Below are 23,813 nucleotides of genomic sequence, written 5' to 3' on the forward strand. Positions count from 1 at the left end.
GTTTTTGTCTATTGTTAATGCGGTCTTCTTTGTTTAATCTCAGCTTGTGAGTACGCTCAATATATCTATAATTTAAAGCTGACACAATTCTATATTCTATAAATAATATTATTATACATTAAGCAACTTGGATAATTCTTGGAAGATATTTTCTTCAAAATCATTTGGCTTAACAATTATTGCTCTTGAAAATGTTCCTTTGTCAAAATTGGTATTATATTCATTTTCCATAGCCTCGATTATTGTAGTATCCTGAAAATCTGGATTGATTATGTGGTTGTCTTTTAGAAAACGGTGAATTCTTATAAAGGAAGATTTCTGATCTACCAGCAGGTTGTGATTTTCATCAATGAATTTTTTATCTTTTAAAAAGTTGAGAAAAATTTTTGAACTGTTATTACCGATCATAATATCTGATAAACGAATTTCCCTATCTGTTTTGCTGTCTAAAGCAAAATATAGAAATAGTGTAGTTTCGGCACCATTTAAAAAATTGCTCTGCAATTTCATCAGATTGCTTGAAGTTAGCAGGCTGTTTGATTCTTTTTTATATTGGTCCAAACAGTATTGGATCTTTTCTTCAAAATTGTGATTTCTTGATTCATTAATATCTTTGAAATGAAAACTGAAGAAATTGTCTAACTTTTCATATCTAATCAAAAATTCATTTCTCAACTTTTCATCGAGAACGATTCTAGAGGATTTCTGCTTGGCTTTTTCAATTCTACTTTGCAAACGTTCTTGAATTTTTTGCCTTCTAATCAGGAAATAAATCATCATTGGATAGCCTATAAATTCTTCCCAAAAATTCCAACGTCCGTAAAGTTTTTTTTGATCCATAGTGTAAAGTTGTGATTATTTAAAAACTTCATTCATATAATTGATCTTATCATCCTCACTTGGTCTGTAGTAAGCATTAAAGACTTCTAAGCTAGTGTGACCAGTGTAACTCATAATTACTTTATCCGGAACTCGTTTGTTTTTCATTATGGTGATGAAACTTCTTCTAGCAGTATGTGAGGAAATTCTTGTCCAAAACTCAGCTTTTTGATCTACCAACTCATCACCATACTTCATAGTCTTCTTTATTTCATCAGTAAATTCCAGTTTTTTAAAAACCTCTTTGATATATTCATTCATCTTCTGATTTGTAATACTAGGCAGGTTATAATCATACTTTTCGAGTATTGATTTAGAAATACTGTTTAAAGGAATTGCTAAGTTTTTAGATTTACTTTTTAAATCGATAACTCTTATGAAATTACCATCAAGATCACTTTTTGAAATCGTGCTGTAATTGCCAAACCTCATCCCTGTAGTACATCCAAAAACAAAAAGGTCACGTACCCTCTCCAATCTTTTGTTATCACTGAAGTCATAATTGTAAATAAATTCGACTTGTTCGTAATTTAAAGCTATTTCATCAGTTGTAAATTTCGCAGGTTTTTTGAATGTAATAAAATTGTTATTGTATGTATATTTTTTATTGAGAGCCCAAAGAAGAAAAGTTTTGAGCAGACCGGCATTTCTATGTAATGTATTTGCAGAATGCTTTTTTTCTTCAATACAATACTTTAAAAACCTATTGTAAAGTTTATCATCAAATTTTCCCAGACTGATCTTAACTTTACAATTGCTCTCAAAATCTTCGAGTAGATTCTTATTGCATTTGTAACGCTTTAGCGTTGAGTTTGAAATCGAATTACCAGTATAGTCATTTTCCTTCTCATCTAAAAACTCCTGGTAAATTCTAAAGAAATCGCTTTTAACAGTAATTTTTTTGAACTTTTCATCGAATCTTTGTTTAAGAATATCGACTGTAAGTTCTTCATTGATGTTCTTATATCGATTAACAATCTCTGTAAAGAAACTGCTGTAGCGATCTAATTGCATCTTGACGCTTCGATGAATTTCTGCCCTTTTACTCCTTCCGTTTAGGTCATTTGGTTGTCTGCCTTCAAAATCCCACTCGCTTGGTTTTATTTTCTCACCCGTAGAATAGATGAAATTCTTATTTTCGTTGTTGAAAAAAGAACGGAAATAAATTAGAGATTCCTTTGTCCCATTGGGTTGCTTAAGTTTAAAAGTGTAATTCATCAGGTGCCAGTTTAGGTGCTACTTCTTCTATATTTAGACATAAAAACTAAGTATATTAGCTTATACAAATATAGTTAAAATACTGATAAATAGACAAATTACATATTTTGAGTTATGTTAAAATATAACAGGTTCGAAAACCTCCAACTCCACTTAAAATAAACTCCTCATAGTTATTAATTATGGGGAGTTTCTATTTTCTCACATTGATAAACTATAAAAACGTCATTTAACATTCAGATTAATATTCTCACTATATCCCATATTTATTGAGAATTCTATCTCAAATTACTTAAAATACAATTTTTACAACAACAAAAAACACCTCACATTGTATTTTCCTTATAATTATTCCAAATATTTAATTAATTTTATAGTTATTTGTATTTTGAATTATTAAAATTAATTAAAAAAAGATTTTCATTTTTTTTTATTTCCACAAAGCTAATAAAACCGAAATATCATAAAATTAAACATATAAATTATGAAAATTAAACAATTATTTTATCTGGGAATCTTTATGCTTTCCATTACCCTGGGGAAGGCACAGGATTTTTTCACTACTATTAGTGAAAGATCCATTAAAGCAGATCCTAAAAGCAGAACGGTACAACCTGAAAAGTTCCTCACGTACAGCCTGGATGTTAATGCTATAAAGAGCTATTTCAGTGCTGTTCCTGAACTAAAAGACAATGACCCTAAAGACAAAGCACCTATCATTGTCCTTCCAATGCCAGATGGTACAAAAGCAAAATTTAAAATCTGGAAATCTTCAGTGATGGCTCCCGAACTTGCTCAGAAGTTTCCACAGTTGGTTACCTTTACAGGGCAAGGAGTTGACGATCAATACGCTACTATAAAGCTGGATTTTACAGAGCTTGGATTTCATGCTCAGATAAAATCGATTGTAAATGGAGATACTTACATTGATCCTTACGCAAAAAACAACATCAACAATTATATCATTTATAAAAAAAGTGATCTGATTGACAGAAAACCAAGAACTTGTGCAACCAAAGACGAAGATATTGTTCCTGAAAAAAAAAGCGTACAAAAAAGCGTTACTCCAAGCGTAGGTACTCAAATTAGAATTTTCAGATTTGCAGTAGCCTGTACCGGTGAGTATGCCCAAGCTGCAACAGGATTAACATCTCCCACGGTTGCTCAAACTCTTTCAGCTATTGTTACCTCAGTAAACAGGGTAAACGGAGTATACGAACAAGAGGTTGCGGTAAGGCTCATATTAATTCCCAATGAAACTAATATCATCTTTACAAATCCAACAACAGATCCTTTTACAGGTAATGATGACGCATATACTTTGATTGATGAAAGCCAGGCTCAGATTGATGCATTAATAGGCAATGCCAATTATGATATAGGACATACTTTCAGTACCGGAGGTGGTGGACTTGCCGGATTAGGAGTAATATGCAGTACAGGAAATAAAGGAAGCGGAATTACCGGATCTTCTAATCCTGTAGGAGATCCGTATGATATAGACTATGTTGCTCACGAAGTAGGACATCAGTTTGGAGGGCCACATACATTCAATGCAACAACAGGAAGTTGCGCGGGTAATCGAAGCGCTTCCAATGCTGTTGAACCAGGAAGTGGTGTTACCATCATGGCTTATGCCGGTATTTGTGGGGCAACCAATAATCTGGCACCCAATAGTATTCCTACTTTTCATACCAAATCATTTCAATCAATCACTACAAAAGTTCAATCGACAAGCTGTCAGGTAACAACTCCGGTTACCAACACAGCACCTGTGGTGAATGCAGGAAACGATTACACAATTCCTAAAGGAACTCCGTTTAAATTAACAGGTTCTGCTACAGATGCGCAGAATAATGCGCTTACTTATTCATGGGAACAAAATGATGTAGGACCGGCAGGAAACTGGAATGCACCAACAGGTAATGCTGCTATATTCAGATCATTTTTACCGGTAACAGTTCCATACAGATACTTTCCAAAACTTACAGACGTAATCAACAACGTTACCACCAAAGGGGAAATCCTGCCTTCGTATGGAAGAACTATGGAATTCAGATTAACAGTAAGGGATAATAACGCAGGCTGTGCCGGAGTTGCTAATGATGACGCCATTATAACAGTAGATGGAAATTCTGGTCCGTTCACTGTTACAGCACCTATGACAGCCGTAAACTGGACAGGTAACTCCACCCAGACCATTACCTGGAACGTAGCAAACACGACCGCTGCTCCCGTGAGCTGCGCTAATGTAAGTATTTTACTTTCAACAGACGGAGGTCTTACATACCCAACGACGATCGTTGCTTCTACCGCTAACGATGGTACAGAAACAATTACTATTCCTAATGTAAATACAACACAAGCGAGAATTATGGTTGCGGGCCAAGGTAATGTATTTTATAATATCAATCCCGTAAACTTTACCATTACTCAGAATCTGGCTGTCAATGAAGTAAATGGAACCAAAGATGCATTTGTAGTGTATCCTAATCCAAGTAAAGGAATTCTAAATATCAGGTTTACCAACTCTAATGAAAATTATGACATCATGATATATGATACGAGTGGAAGACTGGCATTCAGTCAATTGAACAATACATTAAATGCTGGTAAAATCGGCACTTTCAATTTAACTCACCTGATGACAGGAGATTATCTTATTAAGATTAAAACCAAAAACATAGAGAAAACCTTGAAATGGGTTAAAGAATAAAAAGATCTTACTCTGAGCTTAGTATAAAAGGTTGTTTTCATTGTAAAACAACCTTTTGCATTAAAAAAATAACTGGTATTTAATTCCGGTGATTACTAACTAAAAAGGCCTGAGTCAATTAGATTCAGGCTTTCTATCTTAAAATCCGCCAATTTTACTCGGCGATAATCCATACTGTTTTTTAAATGCAAATGAGAAGTGAGAAAGATCTTCAAAACCGAGATCCATATAGATATCCGAAGCCATTCTTCCTTTTTCAGCAAGAAGGTAATGTGCCTCCTGAAGTCTTTTTTGCAAGAGCCATTTTCCAGGAGTTTTTCCAAATATCTTTTCAAAATCCCGTTTAAAGGTAGCCAGGCTTCGTCCTGTGAGATAAGCAAAGCGGTCGAGATTTACATTAAAATGATAATTTTTACTCATGAACGCTTCAATATCTATTTTTCCAGGCTCATTAAAATCAAATAGAACATCTTTTAATTCTGGATTTGCCTGAAGTAACAGAAGAATTGCTTCTTTAATTTTGAGTTCGACCATGCGCGGATCTGAAAGCTGACCGGACTTCTGGTACATCATCAGAGCATCCATATATGTTTTCAGTTGAGGGCTGGAGTCAAACACAACTAAAGAGTTCGTAGAACATTTTTTTTCAGAAGCCACATCATAAGCAAGACTGAAATCCTGCAAGGTCTGCTGGTCCAGATGAATGGATAATGATTGGAATTCACCACCGGGAGGGGGTTGTTTCGTAAACTTTAAAAGTTGATTGCGCTTCAGAAAACGTATAGAACCTTTTTCAGACCGGTAGTCATGGACCCCATCACTTAAAATTAAATCTCCGGCAACCTGATAGCTGATTACATGATCGGATACAAAATGCTCTCCCTGCCTGCTCAACTGAACATAACAGGAATACACAATATTTCCGTAATCTTGTCTTGTGGTTTTCATTCCATTACAAATATAATAAAGGATCTTCAGAATAAATTAATAAATAAGTGCAAGTATTTCTCTTGCACTTATTGAAGATTTGGACATTAATCCAAACGAATTCCTTTTTTAGCTAAAAACTGTTTCCCTTCTTCCGAATGCAACACATTTACCGCTTCATCATGATCGGTTGAAATACTTACATCGCGCCATTGTTCAAATTCTTTCTTCCTGTTTTGATCTGCACTTTGAAGGATAGCTGCAGCTTCACTTCCTAAAACCAAATGCATGGGTGGTGAAGGATGATCAACCAGGTCAACCATTACTTTTGCAGCCTTTGCCGGATCACCCATCGGAAGAAATTTTCCGGAAGTTAAATATTCTTTGATGCTGCCTACTGTTTCTTCATAACCCTCCACATCTTTAGCAAAACTCATAGAAGCTCCGGCCCAATCAGTTCTGAATCCTCCGGGCTCAATAGAAGTCACTTTAATTCCTAAAGGCAAAACTTCCTTGCTTAGAGACTCTGAAAAACCAGCGAGACCAAATTTTGCCGCCTGGTAAATAGACAAGCCAGCATTCCCTACTCTTCCTCCTACTGAGCTTATTTGCAAAATATGTCCGGATCGTTGCTTACGCATATAAGGCAATACTGCTCTTGTCACCTCAATAGGTGCAAATAAGTTAACTTCCAGCTGGCTTCTCACCTGCTCATCGGTAAACGCTTCTGCAGCTCCTGTAATTCCAAAACCAGCATTATTCACTAAAATATCAATTCTTCCAAAATGATCAACCGCTTCCTTAACCGCTGAATAAATCTGCTCCTTTACCTGAACATCAAGTTTTACTAATAATAATTGTGAAGAGTATTCCTCTAATAAACCTTTTAATATTTCGGGGTTTCTGGCTGTAGCCACCACGTAATCTCCATGTAATAATACTGCTTCCAAAAGACTTTTTCCAAGACCTTTTGAACTTCCTGTTATAAACCAAACTTTTTTCATTGTCTTTTATTTTAAATTTTATTGAGACAAAGTTCCGCCAAACCGGATAACATTCGTTTTGTTAAAAAGCTCAAATGCACTTTGTTAAAACAATCATTTATTCCCATTCCCATTGCATGTATTTTTGTGCTATTATTCAGCTGAAATGAACTAGTTATCTACACCTCCCCTCAATAAATTTGTATCATTAAATAATGTAAATACAAAATCATGAGTAAAACAATTTTTATTACAGGAGCATCCAAAGGGTTTGGAAAATTATGGGCAGAAGCACTTTTAGAACGCGGAGATAATGTGGCAGCCACTGCCAGGAATATTTCTGCCTTGGATGATCTTAAAAAAAAATATGGAGATCAGATTCTCCCATTAAAACTGGACGTAAACAACCGTCAGGATGTTTTTGATACTGTAAATACTATAGAAAAACACTTCGGAAGTATTGACGTTCTGATCAACAATGCCGGCTTTGGATTATTTGGGACAGTAGAAGAAACTACAGAACAACAAGCCAGAGAACAAATGGAGACTAATTTCTTCGGTTCACTATGGGTAACCCAGGCTGTATTACCAGTAATGAGAAAACAGAAAAGTGGTCACATCATTCAGATTTCCAGCTTCCTAGGCTTGACTACATTACCTTTACTGGGTCTCTACAATGCTTCTAAATTCGCAATTGAAGGATTAACGGAAACTATAGGAACGGAAACAGCCCATCTGGGAATCAAAACGACATTAATAGAGCCCAACGGATATGCTACAGACTGGGCAGGAGCTTCGGCGGTACAAACTCCATCTGATATTTTCGATTACAACCCTGTAAGAGAAGAATTCGCCAAATCCGGAGATAATCCTGACATCTGGGGAAAACCAGAAGCTACAATACAACCTATAGTAGATATTATTGATTCTGTAAACCCACCAAAACGTTTACTGCTTGGCAAAATAGCATACCACACAATGAATCAGGTATACAGAGACCGCCTTGAAGATATTGAAAACTGGAAAGAAGTGAGCGTTAGGGCACATGGCTACTAATAATATATTGTATCTCTTAATTGACAAATTCAATAATCTGCAGATAGATCCTGTCTGCAGATTATTGTAAATTAGTTTTTTGAAATCTGATGAAACATTATAAGACCCTTACCGAACTTCATTCAGAAAGCAACTGGGAAGCTCCACAGCACCCTCTTTTGGGCATCGTGGGATGCTTATCCGGATGCACGATGGGAAACCGGGAGTTCACCACAGACTGTTACATGGTCGCCTTCAAGAAAATCAAATCCGGAATTTTTATGTACGGACGTACACCTTATGATCATGACAATGGCTGTCTTTTTTTTACAAAACCAAGGCAGGTCATTGAGATGAGAGACCTGGAGTTCGAGGAACAAGGATTCATGTTGCTCATCCATGAAGACTATCTTAAAGGACATGAGCTGCATAAAGCTATTGAACAATACAGCTACTTTGATTACGAAGTTACTGAAGCCCTTCACCTTTCTCCAAAGGAAGAGCAAAATATCATTGAACTTCATGATAAGATTAATAATGAATATAGAAATAACCCTGATGAATACAGCAGGGAAATTATATTAAGCCACCTTTCAACAATTCTGAAATACGCACAACGGTATTATAAAAGACAGTTTATAGAACGGGAACAGATCACCGGAAAAATGGCATCAAGATTTAATGATGCTCTAAAAAATTATATCCATAATGGCCATTTAAAAAAGGATAGCGGACTACCCAATGTCACCCAATTGGCCAGCCAGCTTTCTGTTTCCCCCAGATACCTGAGTGATCTTCTAAAACAGGAAACAGGTAAAACAGCCATGGAACTAATCCACATCTTTTTGATTTCAGAAGCTAAAAACCTTTTAAGACTGGGTGAAAAAGGCGTTTCAGAAATTGCCTATGAATTAGGATTTGAAAATGCATCTTATTTTACCCGCCTTTTTAAAAAGCAAACCGGAATGAAGCCTTTAGAATTTAAAAAACTGCAGATTAATTAATCTCAACTATTCTATAAAACTTCAGTCTCTCAGAATAACAATAAAAGCTGAATATACAGCAGCAAAAGAACGGAATTCCATACCTGGATAAATGCATAAGTTTCAAAACCATGTTGTTCACTCTATGATTAATTTCATCTTCTGCTGAGCATACTAATTATAAACACCTGAAAACGAAAACACTATATCCCATCCTGATAAAATACGGATAGTCTATCCACAAAAAAGACTAAAAAAATGTTTTATCGTAAAGAATTTTATATATTTGCACCATCTAACAATTAAAAAAATAATTTACTATGTCAGACATTGCATCAAGAGTAAAAGCTATCATCGCTGATAAGCTTGACGTTGAAGAAACAGAGGTAACTCCTGAAGCTAGCTTCACTAACGATTTAGGAGCTGATTCACTGGATACAGTTGAACTTATCATGGAATTTGAAAAAGAATTCAATATTCAAATCCCTGATGATCAAGCTGAAAAAATTACTACTGTAGGGCACGCTATCGCTTATATCGAAGAAGTAGTAAATAAATAATATTCTTCAACAAAGGAAAATTTAAAAAGTTTATGGAATTAAAAAGAGTAGTTGTAACCGGTTTTGGAGCAATAACACCGATTGGAAATAATGCGAAGGAATACTGGGGAAATCTTGTTAAAGGTGAGAGCGGTGCAGCTCCGATTACTCTTTTTGATGCCACAAACTTCAAGACAAAATTCGCTTGCGAAGTCAAGAATTTCGATCCGTTGCAACATTTCGATAAGAAAGAAGCAAAAAAAATGGACCGAAATACCCAGCTTGGGCTTGTAGCTGCAAGAGAAGCTGTAGAACATTCCAGAATTATCGAAGATTCTGTTGATAAAAACAGAGTTGGTGTAATCTGGGGCTCCGGGATCGGTGGTTTGGAAACTTTTGAAACAGAAGTTTTAGGATGGGCGAATACGGATATTCCAAGATTCAACCCCTTCTTTATTCCAAAGATGATCGCGGATATTACGCCTGGACACATCTCTATTGAGTATGGTTTCCACGGACCTAATTATACTACTGTATCTGCGTGTGCTTCTTCTGCAAATGCACTAATCGACGCTAAAATGCTAATCCAATTAGGAAAAGCAGATGTTATTGTATGTGGTGGCTCTGAAGCCGCTGTTACAGCGAGTGGTGTGGGCGGATTTAATGCTATGATGGCACTTTCAACAAGAAATGATGATCCGAAAACAGCTTCAAGACCTTTTGATAAAGACAGAGATGGCTTTGTATTGGGTGAAGGAGCAGGATGTATTATTCTTGAAGAATATGAACATGCAGTAAAAAGGGGCGCAACAATTTATGCAGAATTAAAAGGAGGCGGTCTGAGTGCAGATGCACATCACATGACAGCACCTCATCCTGAAGGTTTAGGAGCTTATCTGGTAATGAAAAGTTGCCTGGAAGATGCAGGGTTAACTGCTGATGAAGTAGACCATATCAATATGCATGGTACGTCTACTCCATTAGGAGACATTGCAGAATCCAACGCAATTTCAAGATTACTTGGAGAGCATGCTTACGACATTCAGATTAATTCTACAAAATCAATGACAGGACACCTTTTAGGGGCTGCCGGTGTAATTGAGGCTATTGCTGCTTTAGGAACTATTATTCATGGTATTGTTCCTCCTACCATTAATCATTTTACTGATGATGAAAATATCGACAGCAGACTTAATTTTACATTTAATGAAGCTGTGAAAAAAGATGTAAAAGTAGCCATGAGCAATACTTTTGGATTTGGTGGGCACAATGCCTGCGTTCTGTTTATGAAAATCTAAATTTACTGAATGGAGTTACAGAAATACTTTTCTAAATTCCTTCTCAAACAAAGAAAAAGAAAATTATCGGAGAGAGACTATTTCCTTAGTACCGAGCTAAATAAACTGCTGGGTTCTGAGATACAAAATGTTGCGCTTTACCGGGAAGCTTTTTCTTTGAAAAATTCTTCTAAAAATCAAGACAGCAATTACGAAAGACTTGAATTCTTAGGAGATTCCGTTTTGGGTACAATTATTTCTTGTCATTTGTTCCAGACTTATCCTCAAGCGAATGAAGGATATCTTACACAAATGAAATCTAAGATTGTTAATAGGAAAAATCTTAATAAATTAGGGGAAGATTTAAAGCTTACAGACCTTTTAATTAAACAAAATTCTGTAGCTTTAGGTGAAAATATCTCCGGAAATTTATTTGAGGCATTAATCGGTGCTGTTTATTTAGACTTCCAATATGACACCTGTAAAAAGATCATTTTGGAACGTTTGCTGACGCCATCTGAAATTAATAAGCTCGAAAATAAAATTGTGAGCTATAAAGGCCTTCTTCTGGAATGGAGCCAGAAGAAAAAAGTAAATATAAAATATGAAACCTGTGAAGAAACTCAGGGGAATAAATCAATCGTTTTTCGTTGCCACGTCTGGCTCGGAGAAGAGAAGATAGCCAATGCCACTGAAACTTCAAAAAAGAAAGCCGAAGAAAAAGCAGCACAACGAGCATTTTATATTTTAAACAAAAAAGAGAACATACTTGGAAATTCAAAAACTTTATGATCACGACGATATAGAATTTGAAGATATTGCCATCGGATTGGTAAGATTAGCAAAAAATGTATTCGATCATGAATTTTTTTTCAAAATAAATCAAAATAGCGATCTTAAATTTTCAAGGATAGACGACCTCGTCTTTCACGGATCATATTATGACTATTATTTCTCAAGATTCGAGGGTTATCACAAGTTTTCAAAGACTTACTTTACTTTCATTTCCAACAAATCCTGTGAAAGTAGACAAAAAAAAATACAAACTGAGCTCTTCGCAGAAGAAGAAAATATTAAATTTTTATTAAATAATCAGGTAGATGTAGAATATATTCTGCATAGTTCGGAACAATTTCCTGATTTTTCCGTAATTTTGCTCCCTGAAAATCTTGTGTTTCCAATTCAAGATTACACATTGAGTTCTGAAGAGGAACTATATCAAATTATCCAGTATTATGAATAAGTATTTAAAGAAGACAAAAATTATTGCAACGCTTGGCCCTGCATCATCATCTAAAGAAGTCATGTTAGGACTTATGAAAGCAGGAGTAGACGTTTTTAGAATAAATTTTTCACATGCAGATTACGACTTAGTTCGAACTAATATTGATATCATTAGAGAACTTAATAAGGAACATGGCTACTCTGTAAGTATTTTAGGAGACTTACAAGGTCCTAAATTGAGAGTGGGAGTCGTAAAGGAGGGATCATATCTTAATCCTGGAGATATTTTAACGTTTACGAATGAAAAAATTGAAGGGGATTCTACAAAAGTTTATATGACTTATCAACAGTTTCCTCAGGACGTAAAAGTGGGGGAAAGAATCCTTATCGATGACGGAAAGCTTGTTCTAGAGGTTATTGAAACCAACGAAAAGGACACTGTAAAGGCCAAAACCATACAAGGGGGACCTCTGAGTTCTAAAAAAGGGGTAAACCTTCCTAATACGAATGTATCTCTTCCTGCATTAACGGAGAAGGATATCCAGGATGCTAACTTTATGCTGGACATGGAGGTAGATTGGATTGCTTTATCTTTTGTACGTCATGCACAGGACATCATCGATCTTAAGGACCTTATTGCCAAGCATCCGAACGGTAAATTTAAAACACCGATCATAGCTAAAATCGAAAAACCTGAAGGGGTAAAAAATATTGATGAGATCTTATTGGAATGTGATGGATTAATGGTTGCACGTGGTGACCTGGGAGTAGAAGTTCCTATGGAAGAAGTTCCCGCGATCCAGAAAAACCTGGTTGAAAAAGCAAGATTCTATTCCAAACCGGTTATCATTGCCACTCAGATGATGGAAACCATGATCAATAGCTTAACACCAACAAGAGCTGAAGTAAATGACGTTGCCAACTCCGTATTGGATGGTGCTGACGCTGTAATGCTTTCAGGAGAAACTTCGGTGGGAAGATATCCTATCCAGGTAGTTGAGAACATGGCTAAAATCGTTCAGAATATAGAAAAAACAAATTTCTATCAGCACAAAAATGAGCCTATCGAAAAAGATTATAATTGTATTGACGAAAGGTTTATTACCAACAGGGTATGCCTTGCCGCAGTTAGAATTGCTAAAACAACAAATGTTACTGCAATTGTTACTTTAACACACTCCGGTTATACGGCATTCCAGCTTTCAGCCCACAGACCTAACTCTCATATTATTGTGTACAGTGGTAATAAAAGAGTAATTACGATGCTTAACCTTCTTTGGGGTGTTCATGCTTATTATTATGATATGAACAAATCAACGGATGAAACAATTATCCAGGTTAATATGCTTACACATAATTACGGATATATTGAAAGCGGGGATTTTGTAATCAACATCAATGCAACTCCGTCATATGAAGGAGGAAAAACAAATACGCTGAGATTAACGACAGTATAATAAAGTAAAGGCGAAATCGCAAAAATGGCGAAACAGCTTTTCAAATTGATATAAAAAAGAGCTCCTGAAATGTTCAGGAGCTCTTTTTATAATTATAATTTAGTATTAAAATCTTTAATACATCTACTGTTCAAAAATCAATTTCCCACAATTGTCTTCGGAGTAACAAACTCTTTTAATGCAATTAAAGAAAGTTCAGTACCGTATCCTGATGCTTTTGTTCCTCCAAAAGGAAAACGGGGATCAGAGCTGGTCATTCTATTGATGTTGACAGTCCCGGATTCCAAATTTTCAATAAAAAACATCTGACGGTCTGCATTTTGTGTCCAAACCGAATTGGAAAGTCCGAAAGGAATATTATTTGCCATTTGTAAAGCCTCATCATCATTCTTAGCAATCATCACCATACCTAATGGTCCAAACAACTCCTCCTGTAAAATAGGATTACCTTCCTGTACTCTTATTAGTCCAGGATTGAATTCATGATCGGAAATCCTTTCAAGAGGGATAATAATTTCTGCTCCGTTTTCTAAAGCTTTATTAAATTGTTTTTCAAGATCATCAGCCAGATCAGGTCTTGCCATACCGCTGATCTTTGTTTCCTTATTCATCGGATCAGCCGGAACAAACTTTTTGTACTCCTCTATGAATTTTGGTAAAAACTCATCCTCAACTTTTTCATCAATAATGAACCTTTTAGCAGCAACACAGGTCTGTCCGCAATTTTGAAGTCTTGCTTGAGCTCCTACTTTTGCTGCTTTATCAAGATCAGCATCATCCAGAATAATAAAAGCATCACTACCTCCCAATTCAAGCAAAGATTTCTTAATATTCAATCCTGCAATAGAGGCTACCTCCCCTCCTGCTCTTCCACTTCCGGTTAAGCTTACTCCTTTCACGGCATCGTGTTCCAGGATTTCTTTCACTTCCTTATGTCCCACTTCTAAATTCTGGAAAACTCCTTGTGGAAAACCAGCTTCCAAAAATACCTGCTCTATGGCATTACCACTTCCAAAGCAGATGGAAGCATGCTTCAACACAACAGTGTTCCCGGATAAAATAGCCGGTGTTGCAAATCTCAAAACCTGCCAGAAAGGAAAATTCCATGGCATCACACCAAGAATCACTCCCTTCGGAATATAATGGACTTCAGAAAACTTATATTCAGATTCTATTTTTTCCGGTTTTAAAATATTTTCAGCCTCCGCATAATAATTCATCATTAATGCAGATTTCTCTACCTCAGCAATTGATTGTGAAATGGGCTTATTCATTTCCCTTGTAATGATCTCTCCGAATTTTTCTGAATTCGCTTTTAGCACCTCCGCAGCTTTTGCAATTAATTTTTGCCTTTCTTCAAAGGGCACTTTTTTCCATTCTGAAAAAGCCTTATCTGCAATAATAAGTTTATTTTCAATTGATTGTTCCATAATGTAATTTTTGTTTCAAATTCAAAATAAATGAATTAGAATGCTTTACCGTAAAGCATGGATGAAAGCAACAAATTTTGTTCCTTTAAGCAAAATAAAATAATGATTTTCTCTATTAAAAGAATATATTTTTTGTTATACCATAAACCATTCGTTGATCAGGCTAGCCGCAAGTCTTGCTGTTCTCTCCTGAATATCGTAAGAAGGGTTAACTTCTGCCACATCGAGTGCGACCAGTTTTTCATTTTTCAAAATATGCCTGTAAAAATGCATAAATGTGCTATCTGCAAAAATACCGTTATAGGCGGAAGCTGAAACTCCGGGCGCTACAGATGCATTAAAAACATCCATACAAATGGTAAGGTAAGCAACATCCACCTCATCCAACAAATCATTAATACGTTGATAGATGGACGGCAGATTCTCAAAGAATAGTTCGTCTGCCAAAATATATTTCATTCCGTATTGATGGGCCGTATCGAATAATTTCAGTGTATTGGAATTTCTTTGGATCCCGATATGCAGAGAATGAATATCACCTTCCTGGGCAATTTGCCAGAATCCGGTTCCGGAACTTGCTCCTACCCCTTCTTCCGGTTGGCGGTTGTCGAAGTGAGCATCAATATTTATAATCCCGATCTTCTGTTCGGGAAATGCCGTTTTTACACCCAGATAATGGGCATATGTAAGTTCATGTCCACCACCGACAACGAGAGATTTACCTCCTTTTAATAAAACCTTTGATACGTTTTTAGCAAGACTCTGCTGTGCTTTTTCAAGATGGGTATCCTCGCAGGTAATATTTCCAAAATCCCACAACGAGAAATCGGGAAGGATTACAGGAAAATTAGACATGTTCTTTCTTATAATATCCGGAGCATCTTTCGCTCCCAATCTTCCTTTATTCCTTTTTACTCCTTCTTCTACAGCAAAACCATGCAAAACGAAATCATTAGTAGAAATAACATCGTAATCATTTTCAATTTTTACTCTTTGAAAAATTCTGTGATAAAGTAATTCTTCACCATCCAATCTTCCTTGCCAAATCATGATTTTATTTAATTTTTTAATTTATATAGTGTAACGTTCAAAACTCTGCCAGTATTTGTCTTTATAAATTTCAAGAGAAATTTCGTATTCAGGATGCTCAACGATTATTTTCGGAATAACCCTGGAAGGATCGCGGAAATCTTTACTTGCAAAATAGCATTCTCTGAGATTATCTGCACTCTCGTGTCCTATATACAAATGTCCTTCTTCTACTTTTAATTTATTTATAATTTTTTCTTCAATCTCATTCAGCCTTTCATGATCATCATTTTCAGGAAGTCCGTTATTGCTTCTTCCTTCATATTGCATTCTTATCACTGAAATCCATGGATAGGAAGCTTTGGCATCATAGGTCAACAGTGATGTGTTCACTGTAGCAATAAGTGGCAACCCGTTTTGCAAACTTGCTTCCAACACCGAAAACTGTTCTTCATCATCAATGTTCTTTACATTTTTATATTTTTCTGTAAACTCTCTCTCCCTCCATGCAAGGAAATCTTTTAATTTAATGACTGGAATCAGTTCTTTTTTCGCTTCTTCCTTACTTATAATATTAAATGTGTCAATCTGTGTCGCAAAATTCAATTCGCCTAAAAAATTATCCAGAAAAACACAGATCCCTTTTACAACAGATTCTTTATTCCCTGGGGTTAAACCTTCATACACAAAGGTAATGTCTATTTCATCAGGATATCCCTCGCTTTCATTCGGATAAAATAAAATGTTTTCACCGGTAAACTCTAGGCCGTCCATTTGAATTCCGTGAGCAGCATCCATCTCAGGTTTTAAAGCGGTAAATTTCCAACGCTCCAAAACAGGAGAAGCTTCAACAATTTCTTCTGCAAAAACAATATTTTTAATTTCGCCATCTACGGTAATAATGAGTTCTACAGTAGAATCATCGTACATACCAACGAGAAAGTAATATCCTTGATTAATCTGTTTAAGTTTGGGAGAAATAATATCGAAAAAACCACTTTCAATATGATCATGATTTTTTATAATTTCATAAAAATCCTTTTCCTTAGTCAGAAACCAATCCCAAAAATCATTGTAATTCCTGGTCGCATTACCTATATTTCTTATTTCCTTACCGAAGAATCCCATACTGTTTTATTTTATTTTCATCAATAGAGTTTTGTCCGGTAAAACTATATAATATTGTGCATATACTCAAACTCCTTTTAATCAATTACACGATGTTCCTTTTTATACTTTATTCTGATTGGCATTGCTGCTGATAAACATTTCATTCTTTTCTTCCGATACAATCTCCAGAAACCTCTCATAATGTTTCAGAACGTCGGAGATCAATTCATTTTTAGTAAAATATTGTACATCATAACCTTCTCTTGCATCACCAAAATATGATTTCGGATAATGGGTGGTATTATGTTCCAGGTCCGGAAGATTTTCCTCATGGATAATATATTCTGATACCGTCTTTTCCTGGTTTTTAATTCCATAAATAAAGTTATTTACAACTCCATGATGAATTTCTATTTCTATTTTTGTAGGATTATCGCCGTAATTCATCTTCACTTCAATCCCATTATCTGCAAATTCTTTCTGCAGCTCCAGAAACCCTTCTTTCACTGTGGTATGGATAAAGCTATCCACGGATGAGTTGTCCTTAAAGGAAACAATACGCTTCAAACGTTCTTTCCAGAATTCACCGGACCATGGAACTGCAGAAGCCGAAAAGTTCCTGTCATAATATTTCTGATCGATGATCAGCGCCTTCATTAAGCTTACAATGAATAAAAGTACAATAATTGAAAATGGAAGAGCAGTGATTAATGTCATACTCTGGAGTGCTTTCAGGCCTCCTACATTAAGCAATAATAGTGACAGTACAGCTAGCAAAAGCCCCCAGAATATTAATTGCCATTTTGGAGATTTCTGCGCATTTTTGGTTGCGATACTATTCATTACAAATATTCCTGAATCTGCTGAAGTCACAAAAAAGATTATAATGATAACGATGACGAAGAAGCTTGTAATGGTAGATAAAGGCATGTATTCGAGAAAACGAAACATTAAAGCATCAGGATCAGATGCAAATTGGCTCAACTTACCATGCGCGATATTGAAATCAAACCAAATGGCACTGTTCCCGAAAACGGACATCCATATAAAATTAAATAATGTAGGCAGTATTAAAACAGCCAGAATAAATTCTTTAATGGTTCTTCCTTTTGAGATTCTCGCAATAAACAATCCTACATAAGGGGACCATGAAATCCACCATGCCCAATATAAAATCGTCCAGTCATAAAACCATGGCAGTGTATCTTTTTCGTAAACATGGGTACTAAAGGTAAGATCGAAAAAATTATTGATATAATTTCCCAAACCTTCGGTAAAGCTTCCGATCAAGTAAACGGTTGGTCCTAATATCAGTACAAACAACAGAAGAACAATTACACTGATGACATTGATATTACTCAATATCTTAACACCTTTGTTTACCCCGCTGATCGCCGAAAAGACCGCCAGAGAAATGAGAATGAAAACAATAATGATCTGGTATATGAATTTATTTTCCGGGATTGCTCCCAATATGTGTAAGCCGGAATTGATCTGAACGACCCCAAAACCTAATGTAGTGGTAATTCCAAAGAAGGTACAGCAAAGGGCAAAAATATCAATAACATTTCCCCATTTTCCATTGATTCTATCTTTAAGCAAAGGATAAAAACAACTTCTCAGGGAAAGTGGCAACCGGTATCGATAAGCAAAATAAGAAAGTGATAATCCTACAATCCCATAAATGGCCCAGGCGTGGATTCCCCAATGAAAAAAGGTATAAAGCTGTGCCTGTTTCGCCCTGTTTACATAATGGTTATTACCAAAAACTTCAGAGGAGTAATGCTGCATAGGTTCCGCTACACTAAAATATATTAAACCAATCCCCATCCCTGCAGCAAACAGCATCGAAATCCATGAAAACAGAGAATACTCCGGCTTGCTGTCATTGGCTCCCAGTTTTATATTAGCATATTTACTAAACATAAGGTACACGAGAAAAATCACAAAGATGGTGACTGCCCAAACGTAAACCCAATTCAGGTTAACAAAAATGAATTCCTTAATTCCATTTAAGATACTTTCTGTAGATTTCGGGTAAAGAGCTGACAGAAAACAAGTTCCTATAATAAAAATAAGACTTGGAATTGTTACTCCTTTATTAAATGTTGATCGCATACTTCGAAATTTCATCATATCTATTTTTCAAATTAAATTATTGATACATTATTCAGGCATAGCCGCAACAAAAGCATTCAAAAAGTAAGAAAAATAATATGATCTTTCTTTATCAGTACACTTAGGAACTACAGAATTACTTTTCACCCATGGAAAAATAACAGGAGCATATTAAGAAACTTATAATAAGATAAACGGGAGAAAAGGTACTTTATATTACACTTTCCACTTTTCCCCATTGATATAAATATTTTCAGCGGTTAAACTTCCCTGATTATATAATACGTTTTGAAAATTATCGGTTTTAAAAGTTACAAAATCCGCTTTTAATCCTTTTTCTAACCTTCCCCTGTCTTCTAATCCCAGAGCATATGCTGAACGAAATGTAATACCTGCTAAAACTTCAGCGGTCGTTAACTTTTCGTATGTTGCTAAAATGGAAGCCTGGGTAATCAAGTTACCCATTGGTGCGGAACCCGGGTTCCAGTCACTGGCTATTGCAAGAATAGCTCCTGCATCCAACAACTTTCGTGCCGGAGTGAACTTCTCCCCCAGTCCTAAACTCGCTCCGGGCAGTGCTGTGGCCACTGTATTAGAATGAGCAAGAAACATGATATCGTCATCAATTGTTGCCTCTAAATGGTCCGCAGACTGTGCTCCTACTTCTACTGCAATCCTTGAACTTCCGGGAGTAAATTGATCTGCATGAACAGTTATTTCAAAACCGAGCTCTTTAGTTTTTAATAAAAAATCCTTACTTTCTTCCGGTTGGAATGCTGACTTTTCAATAAAAATATCAACTCTTTTAGCAAGTCCTTCTTCTTTTACTTTAGGCAAAATTTCTGTGATAATAAAATCTAAATAAGCTTTATTGTCTCCCTCAAAATCTTTCGGCTTCAAATGTGCGGAAAGACAGGTAGGAATTAATGTGGCTTTGGTTAATGTTTGTGCTTTTTTTATTATTCTCAGCATCTTGAGCTCATTTTCCACATCCAGACCATAGCCGCTTTTCACTTCAATGGTTGTAATTCCCAATGAAATAAGAAAATTGATCCTTTCTGATAAAGTTTTAAGCAACTCTTCTTCTGACGCATTTCTTGTATGTTGTACAGAACTCCAGATGCCTCCTCCGCTTTCAGCAATTTCAAGATAAGTTTTTCCTGCATTTCTCATAGCAAAATCATTTGCTCTGTTTCCTCCAAAGCAGATGTGAGTATGGGAATCTATGAAAGCAGGAAGCACAATCTGTTCACCTTCAACCTCTTCAATTGTTACATTGGGATATTTAGATCTTAATTCTTCGAAATTTCCAACTTTCTGAATGGTTTCACCTTCAATCAAAATGCCTCCGTCAATTATAATTTCAAGTTGTTGATCAGATAATTTTCCTCTCAGTGAAAGATTAGCGAGTGTAATGATTTGCTTAAATGGTCCTATTAATTTCATAAGTAAATGGTCAGAAAATATTGTATTGGGATTTAAATTTCCATTCCAAAAATACTTAAAAAATATCTTTTAACCTTGATTTTTTAGCATAACCTTTTCCCCAACCTAAGTCTAAAATTCCTATCTTTGAGGTAAATGAAATGAATTAATGCCTGATTTTTTACATCCAGATAAGGAAAACTTTTCTCATGAAGAGCTCATGCAGGAAGAACAGATTCGTCCCCAGAGTTTTAAGGATTTTGCGGGACAGAGAAAGACGTTGGAAAATCTTGAAGTATTTGTAACTGCGGCTAAAAAGCGAGGCGGAGCCCTCGACCATGTTCTTCTTCACGGGCCTCCGGGACTTGGAAAAACAACATTAGCGAACATCATTGCGAATGAATTGGGTGTGAATTGTAAAATAACATCAGGTCCAGTTCTTGATAAACCGGGAAGTCTGGCCGGCCTTTTAACCAATCTGGAAGAAAATGACGTTCTCTTTATTGATGAGATCCACCGTCTATCACCTGTTGTGGAAGAATATCTTTATTCTGCGATGGAAGATTATAAGATTGATATTATGCTGGAAACAGGTCCTAATGCAAGGAGTGTACAGATCGGACTCAATCCTTTTACACTGGTTGGAGCAACTACAAGAAGCGGAATGCTTACCAAGCCCATGTTGGCGAGATTCGGTATCCAAAGCAGGCTTGAATATTATACCATAGAACTTTTATCCATGATCATCATAAGAAGTTCCAGAGTTCTTGGAGTAAAAATTTACGAGGATGCAGCCATTGAAATTGCGAGAAGAAGCCGCGGAACTCCAAGAATCGCCAATGCTTTATTGCGAAGGGTACGAGATTTTGCAGAAATAAAAGGTAATGGAGAAATAGAGATCAATATCACAAAATATGCGCTCAATTCTCTGAATGTTGATGAATTTGGGTTGGATGAAATGGATAACAAGATCATGCGTGTCATGATTGAAAATTTTAAAGGAAAACCTGTAGGTATTTCAGCACTGGCAACCTCTATCGCTGAAAACCCGGAGACATTGGAAGAGGTTTATGAGCCTTTCTTAATTCAGGAAGGATTTATTATCCGTACCCCAAGGGGAAGAGAGGTGACAGAAAAAGCCTATAAACACTTGCAGATTCCGATACCTAAAAATCCGGGGGAGCTTTTTTAGGCTTGTTATTTAAAATATAATCGAGCTGATAAAGGTGTTGATCTTTTAGCCTTATGATAAGAAATATAAAGAGTTATTAATTAATGTTTATACCGAAGCTATACAGAAGTGAGGATTATAATGTAATGCGTGAAATCATTAGAGACAATGCTTTCGCTTTACTTATCTCTTCAGTCGACAAGATACGGGCCACTCATTCCATGATGATGCTTAATGAGGATGATCCGGATCACATTTATATTGAAACTCATATTTCCAAAGCCAATCCACAGGCAAAAACACTGAAAAAAGGAGATGAGGTATTATGTGACTTTTTAGGAGCACACACTTATATTTCCAGTAGCTGGTATGATCATATCAATGTTTCAACATGGAATTATGAAGCTGTACAAATTCATGGTAAAGTAGAACTTATGAATAATGAAGAACTTTACGCGCATCTGGAAAAGTTAACCAATAAGTATGAAAAGTTTCAAAAATGCCCTGTACTGGTAAAGGATATGGGTAAAGATTTTGTAGAAAAAGAAATGAAAGGAGCATTTGGAATAAAAGTAATACCAACGGAGATCTTTATTAAACAAAAACTTTCCCAAAACAGGAAAGAAAAAGATTATCAAAATATTATTTCCCATCTTGAAAATTCGGATGAGCAGGGAAAAAAGATTGCTGAAAAAATGAAACTTAACAAAAATTAAATACATAAAACATAATATTATATGAAGCTATATCCAATACAATGTGGAAAATTTAAGCTGGACGGCGGCGCTATGTTCGGAGTCGTCCCAAAGAGTCTGTGGGAAAAAACCAATCCTGCAGACGAAAGAAACCTGATAGAACTGGGAACTCGATCTTTGCTTATTGAAGATGGTAAGAAACTGATTTTAGTGGATTGCGGTCTGGGAAATAAACAGGATGAGAAATTTTTCGGACATTATTCTCTTTGGGGAGATGATAATTTAGATAAAAACCTTAAAAAATATGGCTTTGTAAAGGAAGACATTACTGATGTTTTTCTTACCCATCTTCATTTTGACCACTGTGGAGGAGCCATCGAATGGAATAACGATAAAACGGGGTACAGACCGGCTTTTAAAAATGCTCATTTCTGGACCAATGAAAACCACTGGCAATGGGCTACTGAGCCTAATCCGCGAGAAAAAGCAAGTTTTTTAAAAGAAAATATCATTCCTATGCAGGAAAGTGGTCAACTGAATTTTTTACCACTACCAACGACAGGAAACTATGGTTTCGCCCCGGACTTGAAAATGGATGTTATTTTTGTTGACGGACATACCGAAAAGCAAATGCTTCCTGTAATTCAATATCAGGAAAAAACAATCGTTTTTGCTGCAGACCTTATCCCTACAGCCGGACATATCAACCAGGTTTATGTGATGGGATATGATACAAGACCTCTCTTGACAATGGAGGAAAAAGGAAAATTTTTAAAGCAATGTGTCGATAACGAATATTTATTGTTTTTCGAGCATGACGCACATAATGAGCTGGCCAGTCTGAAAATGACAGATAAAGGAGTAAGGCTTGATGAAGTTCACAGTTTTAATGACGTTTTCGGATATTAATTGAAGTATGGAAGAATTGAATTCAGAAACACAAAAAGCAGAACCGGAACCAGCACCCAAGATCATTGGCCTTACTGGTGGAATAGGTTCAGGAAAAACAACGGTAGCCCATTTTATTGAAGAATGCGGATTTCCGGTTTATTACTCTGACGACAGAGCAAAAACCATTGTCAATGACAATGATACCCTAAAAGAAAAGATTAAAGAGCTCTTAGGAGCACAGTCTTATGATAATACCGGCCTTTATGACCGGAAATATGTTGCAGACAAAGTTTTTAATAATTCGGATCTACTGCAAAAATTAAATGAAATCATACACCCCGCTGTACGAATTGATTTTGAACAATGGGTAAAAGAACAGTCAAAATATTTAGTTTTTAAGGAAACTGCCTTATTATTTGAATTAAAGCTTAATCTGCAGTGCTACAAATCACTTTTAGTAACTGCACAAGACAACATAAGAATAAAAAGGGTAATGGACAGGGACAACAAAACCTATCGCGAAGTACAGGCTATTATGGAGCGGCAAATGCCCGAAAAAGAGAAAATAAGGCTTGCTGATTATATCATCTATAATGACACTAATTTAGAAGATTTAAAAGAGCGGACAGAACGCACCATCTTCGAAATAGAATAAAAAAAAGAGCTCGTTAGAAAATAATTCTAACGAGTTTTTTATGTAAAAAAA

General features: G+C 35.9%; 21 protein-coding genes. 12 read left to right on the forward strand and 9 right to left on the reverse strand.

Going from position 1 to position 23,813, the window contains the following annotated elements; genetic code table 11:
- Positions 1-111: 111 nt before the first annotated feature.
- Both PFY10_10750 and PFY10_10755 read right to left on the reverse strand, forming a co-directional pair.
- Positions 112-840, reverse strand: coding sequence for a hypothetical protein (locus PFY10_10750; protein WBV58917.1), 729 nt, complete (start codon positions 838-840; stop codon positions 112-114).
- A 15-nt stretch (positions 841-855) separates the two neighbouring features.
- Positions 856-2,097, reverse strand: a complete 1,242-nt coding sequence (locus tag PFY10_10755; GenBank protein ID WBV54727.1) for a tyrosine-type recombinase/integrase — start codon at positions 2,095-2,097, stop codon at positions 856-858.
- A 484-nt stretch (positions 2,098-2,581) separates the two neighbouring features.
- Between PFY10_10755 and PFY10_10760 the strand changes: the two genes are divergently transcribed.
- Positions 2,582-4,813, forward strand: a complete 2,232-nt coding sequence (locus PFY10_10760; protein ID WBV54728.1) for a M12 family metallo-peptidase — start codon at positions 2,582-2,584, stop codon at positions 4,811-4,813.
- Between the two features lie 138 nt (positions 4,814-4,951).
- Here PFY10_10760 and PFY10_10765 read toward each other — a convergent pair whose 3' ends face one another.
- Together PFY10_10765 and PFY10_10770 are read right to left on the reverse strand one after the other, a co-directional pair.
- Positions 4,952-5,761 (reverse strand): AraC family transcriptional regulator, encoded by an 810-nt coding sequence (locus PFY10_10765; GenBank protein WBV54729.1) that lies wholly within the window; start codon positions 5,759-5,761, stop codon positions 4,952-4,954.
- A gap of 86 nt (positions 5,762-5,847) precedes the next feature.
- Positions 5,848-6,744, reverse strand: a complete 897-nt coding sequence (locus PFY10_10770) for an oxidoreductase (GenBank protein ID WBV54730.1) — start codon at positions 6,742-6,744, stop codon at positions 5,848-5,850.
- A 210-nt stretch (positions 6,745-6,954) separates the two neighbouring features.
- Here PFY10_10770 and PFY10_10775 point away from each other — a divergent pair, with 210 nt between their 5' ends.
- From PFY10_10775 to pyk, 7 genes are all read left to right on the forward strand, one after another.
- Complete coding sequence (locus tag PFY10_10775; protein WBV54731.1) at positions 6,955-7,779, forward strand: SDR family NAD(P)-dependent oxidoreductase; 825 nt, start codon at positions 6,955-6,957, stop codon at positions 7,777-7,779.
- Positions 7,780-7,868: 89 nt separating this feature from the next.
- A complete protein-coding gene (locus PFY10_10780; GenBank protein ID WBV54732.1) occupies positions 7,869-8,762 on the forward strand; it encodes a helix-turn-helix transcriptional regulator in 894 nt (297 codons plus the stop codon).
- A gap of 299 nt (positions 8,763-9,061) precedes the next feature.
- Positions 9,062-9,301, forward strand: coding sequence for an acyl carrier protein (locus PFY10_10785; protein ID WBV54733.1), 240 nt, complete (start codon positions 9,062-9,064; stop codon positions 9,299-9,301).
- Between the two features lie 32 nt (positions 9,302-9,333).
- Positions 9,334-10,578, forward strand: coding sequence for a beta-ketoacyl-ACP synthase II (gene fabF, locus PFY10_10790; GenBank protein WBV54734.1), 1,245 nt, complete (start codon positions 9,334-9,336; stop codon positions 10,576-10,578).
- 9 nt (positions 10,579-10,587) lie between these two features.
- Positions 10,588-11,349, forward strand: a complete 762-nt coding sequence (gene rnc / locus PFY10_10795; GenBank protein WBV54735.1) for a ribonuclease III — start codon at positions 10,588-10,590, stop codon at positions 11,347-11,349.
- Entirely contained in the window at positions 11,327-11,800 is a 474-nt protein-coding gene (locus PFY10_10800) for an IPExxxVDY family protein (GenBank protein ID WBV54736.1), read from the forward strand. The genes rnc and PFY10_10800 overlap by 23 nt, the downstream gene beginning before the upstream one ends.
- The gene (pyk, locus tag PFY10_10805; GenBank protein WBV54737.1) at positions 11,793-13,238 is read left to right on the forward strand and encodes a pyruvate kinase; all 1,446 of its coding nucleotides are present in this window, start codon (positions 11,793-11,795) and stop codon (positions 13,236-13,238) included. Before PFY10_10800 ends, pyk begins: the two co-directional genes overlap by 8 nt.
- A 137-nt stretch (positions 13,239-13,375) precedes the next feature.
- Here pyk and PFY10_10810 read toward each other — a convergent pair whose 3' ends face one another.
- The 5 genes from PFY10_10810 to hutI all read right to left on the reverse strand — a co-directional run bounded on the left by PFY10_10810 (position 13,376) and on the right by hutI (position 20,371).
- Positions 13,376-14,668: an aldehyde dehydrogenase family protein gene (locus PFY10_10810; GenBank protein ID WBV54738.1), complete on the reverse strand. Its 1,293-nt coding sequence runs from the start codon at positions 14,666-14,668 to the stop codon at positions 13,376-13,378.
- 135 nt (positions 14,669-14,803) lie between these two features.
- Positions 14,804-15,718 (reverse strand): formimidoylglutamase, encoded by a 915-nt coding sequence (gene hutG, locus PFY10_10815; GenBank protein ID WBV54739.1) that lies wholly within the window; start codon positions 15,716-15,718, stop codon positions 14,804-14,806.
- A gap of 21 nt (positions 15,719-15,739) precedes the next feature.
- Positions 15,740-16,825: a DUF695 domain-containing protein gene (locus tag PFY10_10820; GenBank protein ID WBV54740.1), complete on the reverse strand. Its 1,086-nt coding sequence runs from the start codon at positions 16,823-16,825 to the stop codon at positions 15,740-15,742.
- A 102-nt stretch (positions 16,826-16,927) separates the two neighbouring features.
- Positions 16,928-18,925: a BCCT family transporter gene (locus tag PFY10_10825; GenBank protein WBV54741.1), complete on the reverse strand. Its 1,998-nt coding sequence runs from the start codon at positions 18,923-18,925 to the stop codon at positions 16,928-16,930.
- 216 nt (positions 18,926-19,141) lie between these two features.
- Complete coding sequence (gene hutI, locus PFY10_10830) at positions 19,142-20,371, reverse strand: imidazolonepropionase (GenBank protein WBV54742.1); 1,230 nt, start codon at positions 20,369-20,371, stop codon at positions 19,142-19,144.
- A 148-nt stretch (positions 20,372-20,519) separates the two neighbouring features.
- Between hutI and ruvB the strand changes: the two genes are divergently transcribed.
- The 4 genes from ruvB to coaE all read left to right on the forward strand — a co-directional run bounded on the left by ruvB (position 20,520) and on the right by coaE (position 23,762).
- Positions 20,520-21,542, forward strand: a complete 1,023-nt coding sequence (gene ruvB / locus PFY10_10835; protein WBV54743.1) for a Holliday junction branch migration DNA helicase RuvB — start codon at positions 20,520-20,522, stop codon at positions 21,540-21,542.
- A gap of 83 nt (positions 21,543-21,625) precedes the next feature.
- Positions 21,626-22,237 carry an FMN-binding negative transcriptional regulator gene (locus PFY10_10840; protein WBV54744.1) on the forward strand — a complete coding sequence of 204 codons (612 nt, stop codon included), beginning with the start codon at positions 21,626-21,628 and terminating at the stop codon, positions 22,235-22,237.
- A 21-nt stretch (positions 22,238-22,258) separates the two neighbouring features.
- The gene (locus PFY10_10845; GenBank protein ID WBV54745.1) at positions 22,259-23,125 is read left to right on the forward strand and encodes an MBL fold metallo-hydrolase; all 867 of its coding nucleotides are present in this window, start codon (positions 22,259-22,261) and stop codon (positions 23,123-23,125) included.
- 7 nt (positions 23,126-23,132) lie between these two features.
- Positions 23,133-23,762, forward strand: coding sequence for a dephospho-CoA kinase (coaE, locus tag PFY10_10850; protein WBV54746.1), 630 nt, complete (start codon positions 23,133-23,135; stop codon positions 23,760-23,762).
- Positions 23,763-23,813: the final 51 nt, after the last annotated feature.

It is taken from the genome of Chryseobacterium daecheongense (assembly GCA_027920525.1).
GTDB lineage: Bacteria > Bacteroidota > Bacteroidia > Flavobacteriales > Weeksellaceae > Chryseobacterium > Chryseobacterium proteolyticum.

Coding starts and splice junctions, on each gene's coding strand:
- PFY10_10750 (WBV58917.1), bottom strand. CDS start 840: ATGGATCAAAAAAAACTTTACGGACGTTGGAATTTTTGGGAAGAATTT.
- PFY10_10755 (WBV54727.1), bottom strand. CDS start 2,097: ATGAATTACACTTTTAAACTTAAGCAACCCAATGGGACAAAGGAATCT.
- PFY10_10760 (WBV54728.1), top strand. CDS start 2,582: ATGAAAATTAAACAATTATTTTATCTGGGAATCTTTATGCTTTCCATT.
- PFY10_10765 (WBV54729.1), bottom strand. CDS start 5,761: ATGAAAACCACAAGACAAGATTACGGAAATATTGTGTATTCCTGTTAT.
- PFY10_10770 (WBV54730.1), bottom strand. CDS start 6,744: ATGAAAAAAGTTTGGTTTATAACAGGAAGTTCAAAAGGTCTTGGAAAA.
- PFY10_10775 (WBV54731.1), top strand. CDS start 6,955: ATGAGTAAAACAATTTTTATTACAGGAGCATCCAAAGGGTTTGGAAAA.
- PFY10_10780 (WBV54732.1), top strand. CDS start 7,869: ATGAAACATTATAAGACCCTTACCGAACTTCATTCAGAAAGCAACTGG.
- PFY10_10785 (WBV54733.1), top strand. CDS start 9,062: ATGTCAGACATTGCATCAAGAGTAAAAGCTATCATCGCTGATAAGCTT.
- fabF (WBV54734.1), top strand. CDS start 9,334: ATGGAATTAAAAAGAGTAGTTGTAACCGGTTTTGGAGCAATAACACCG.
- rnc (WBV54735.1), top strand. CDS start 10,588: ATGGAGTTACAGAAATACTTTTCTAAATTCCTTCTCAAACAAAGAAAA.
- pyk (WBV54737.1), top strand. CDS start 11,793: ATGAATAAGTATTTAAAGAAGACAAAAATTATTGCAACGCTTGGCCCT.
- PFY10_10810 (WBV54738.1), bottom strand. CDS start 14,668: ATGGAACAATCAATTGAAAATAAACTTATTATTGCAGATAAGGCTTTT.
- hutG (WBV54739.1), bottom strand. CDS start 15,718: ATGATTTGGCAAGGAAGATTGGATGGTGAAGAATTACTTTATCACAGA.
- PFY10_10820 (WBV54740.1), bottom strand. CDS start 16,825: ATGGGATTCTTCGGTAAGGAAATAAGAAATATAGGTAATGCGACCAGG.
- PFY10_10825 (WBV54741.1), bottom strand. CDS start 18,925: ATGCGATCAACATTTAATAAAGGAGTAACAATTCCAAGTCTTATTTTT.
- hutI (WBV54742.1), bottom strand. CDS start 20,371: ATGAAATTAATAGGACCATTTAAGCAAATCATTACACTCGCTAATCTT.
- ruvB (WBV54743.1), top strand. CDS start 20,520: ATGCCTGATTTTTTACATCCAGATAAGGAAAACTTTTCTCATGAAGAG.
- PFY10_10840 (WBV54744.1), top strand. CDS start 21,626: ATGTTTATACCGAAGCTATACAGAAGTGAGGATTATAATGTAATGCGT.
- PFY10_10845 (WBV54745.1), top strand. CDS start 22,259: ATGAAGCTATATCCAATACAATGTGGAAAATTTAAGCTGGACGGCGGC.
- coaE (WBV54746.1), top strand. CDS start 23,133: ATGGAAGAATTGAATTCAGAAACACAAAAAGCAGAACCGGAACCAGCA.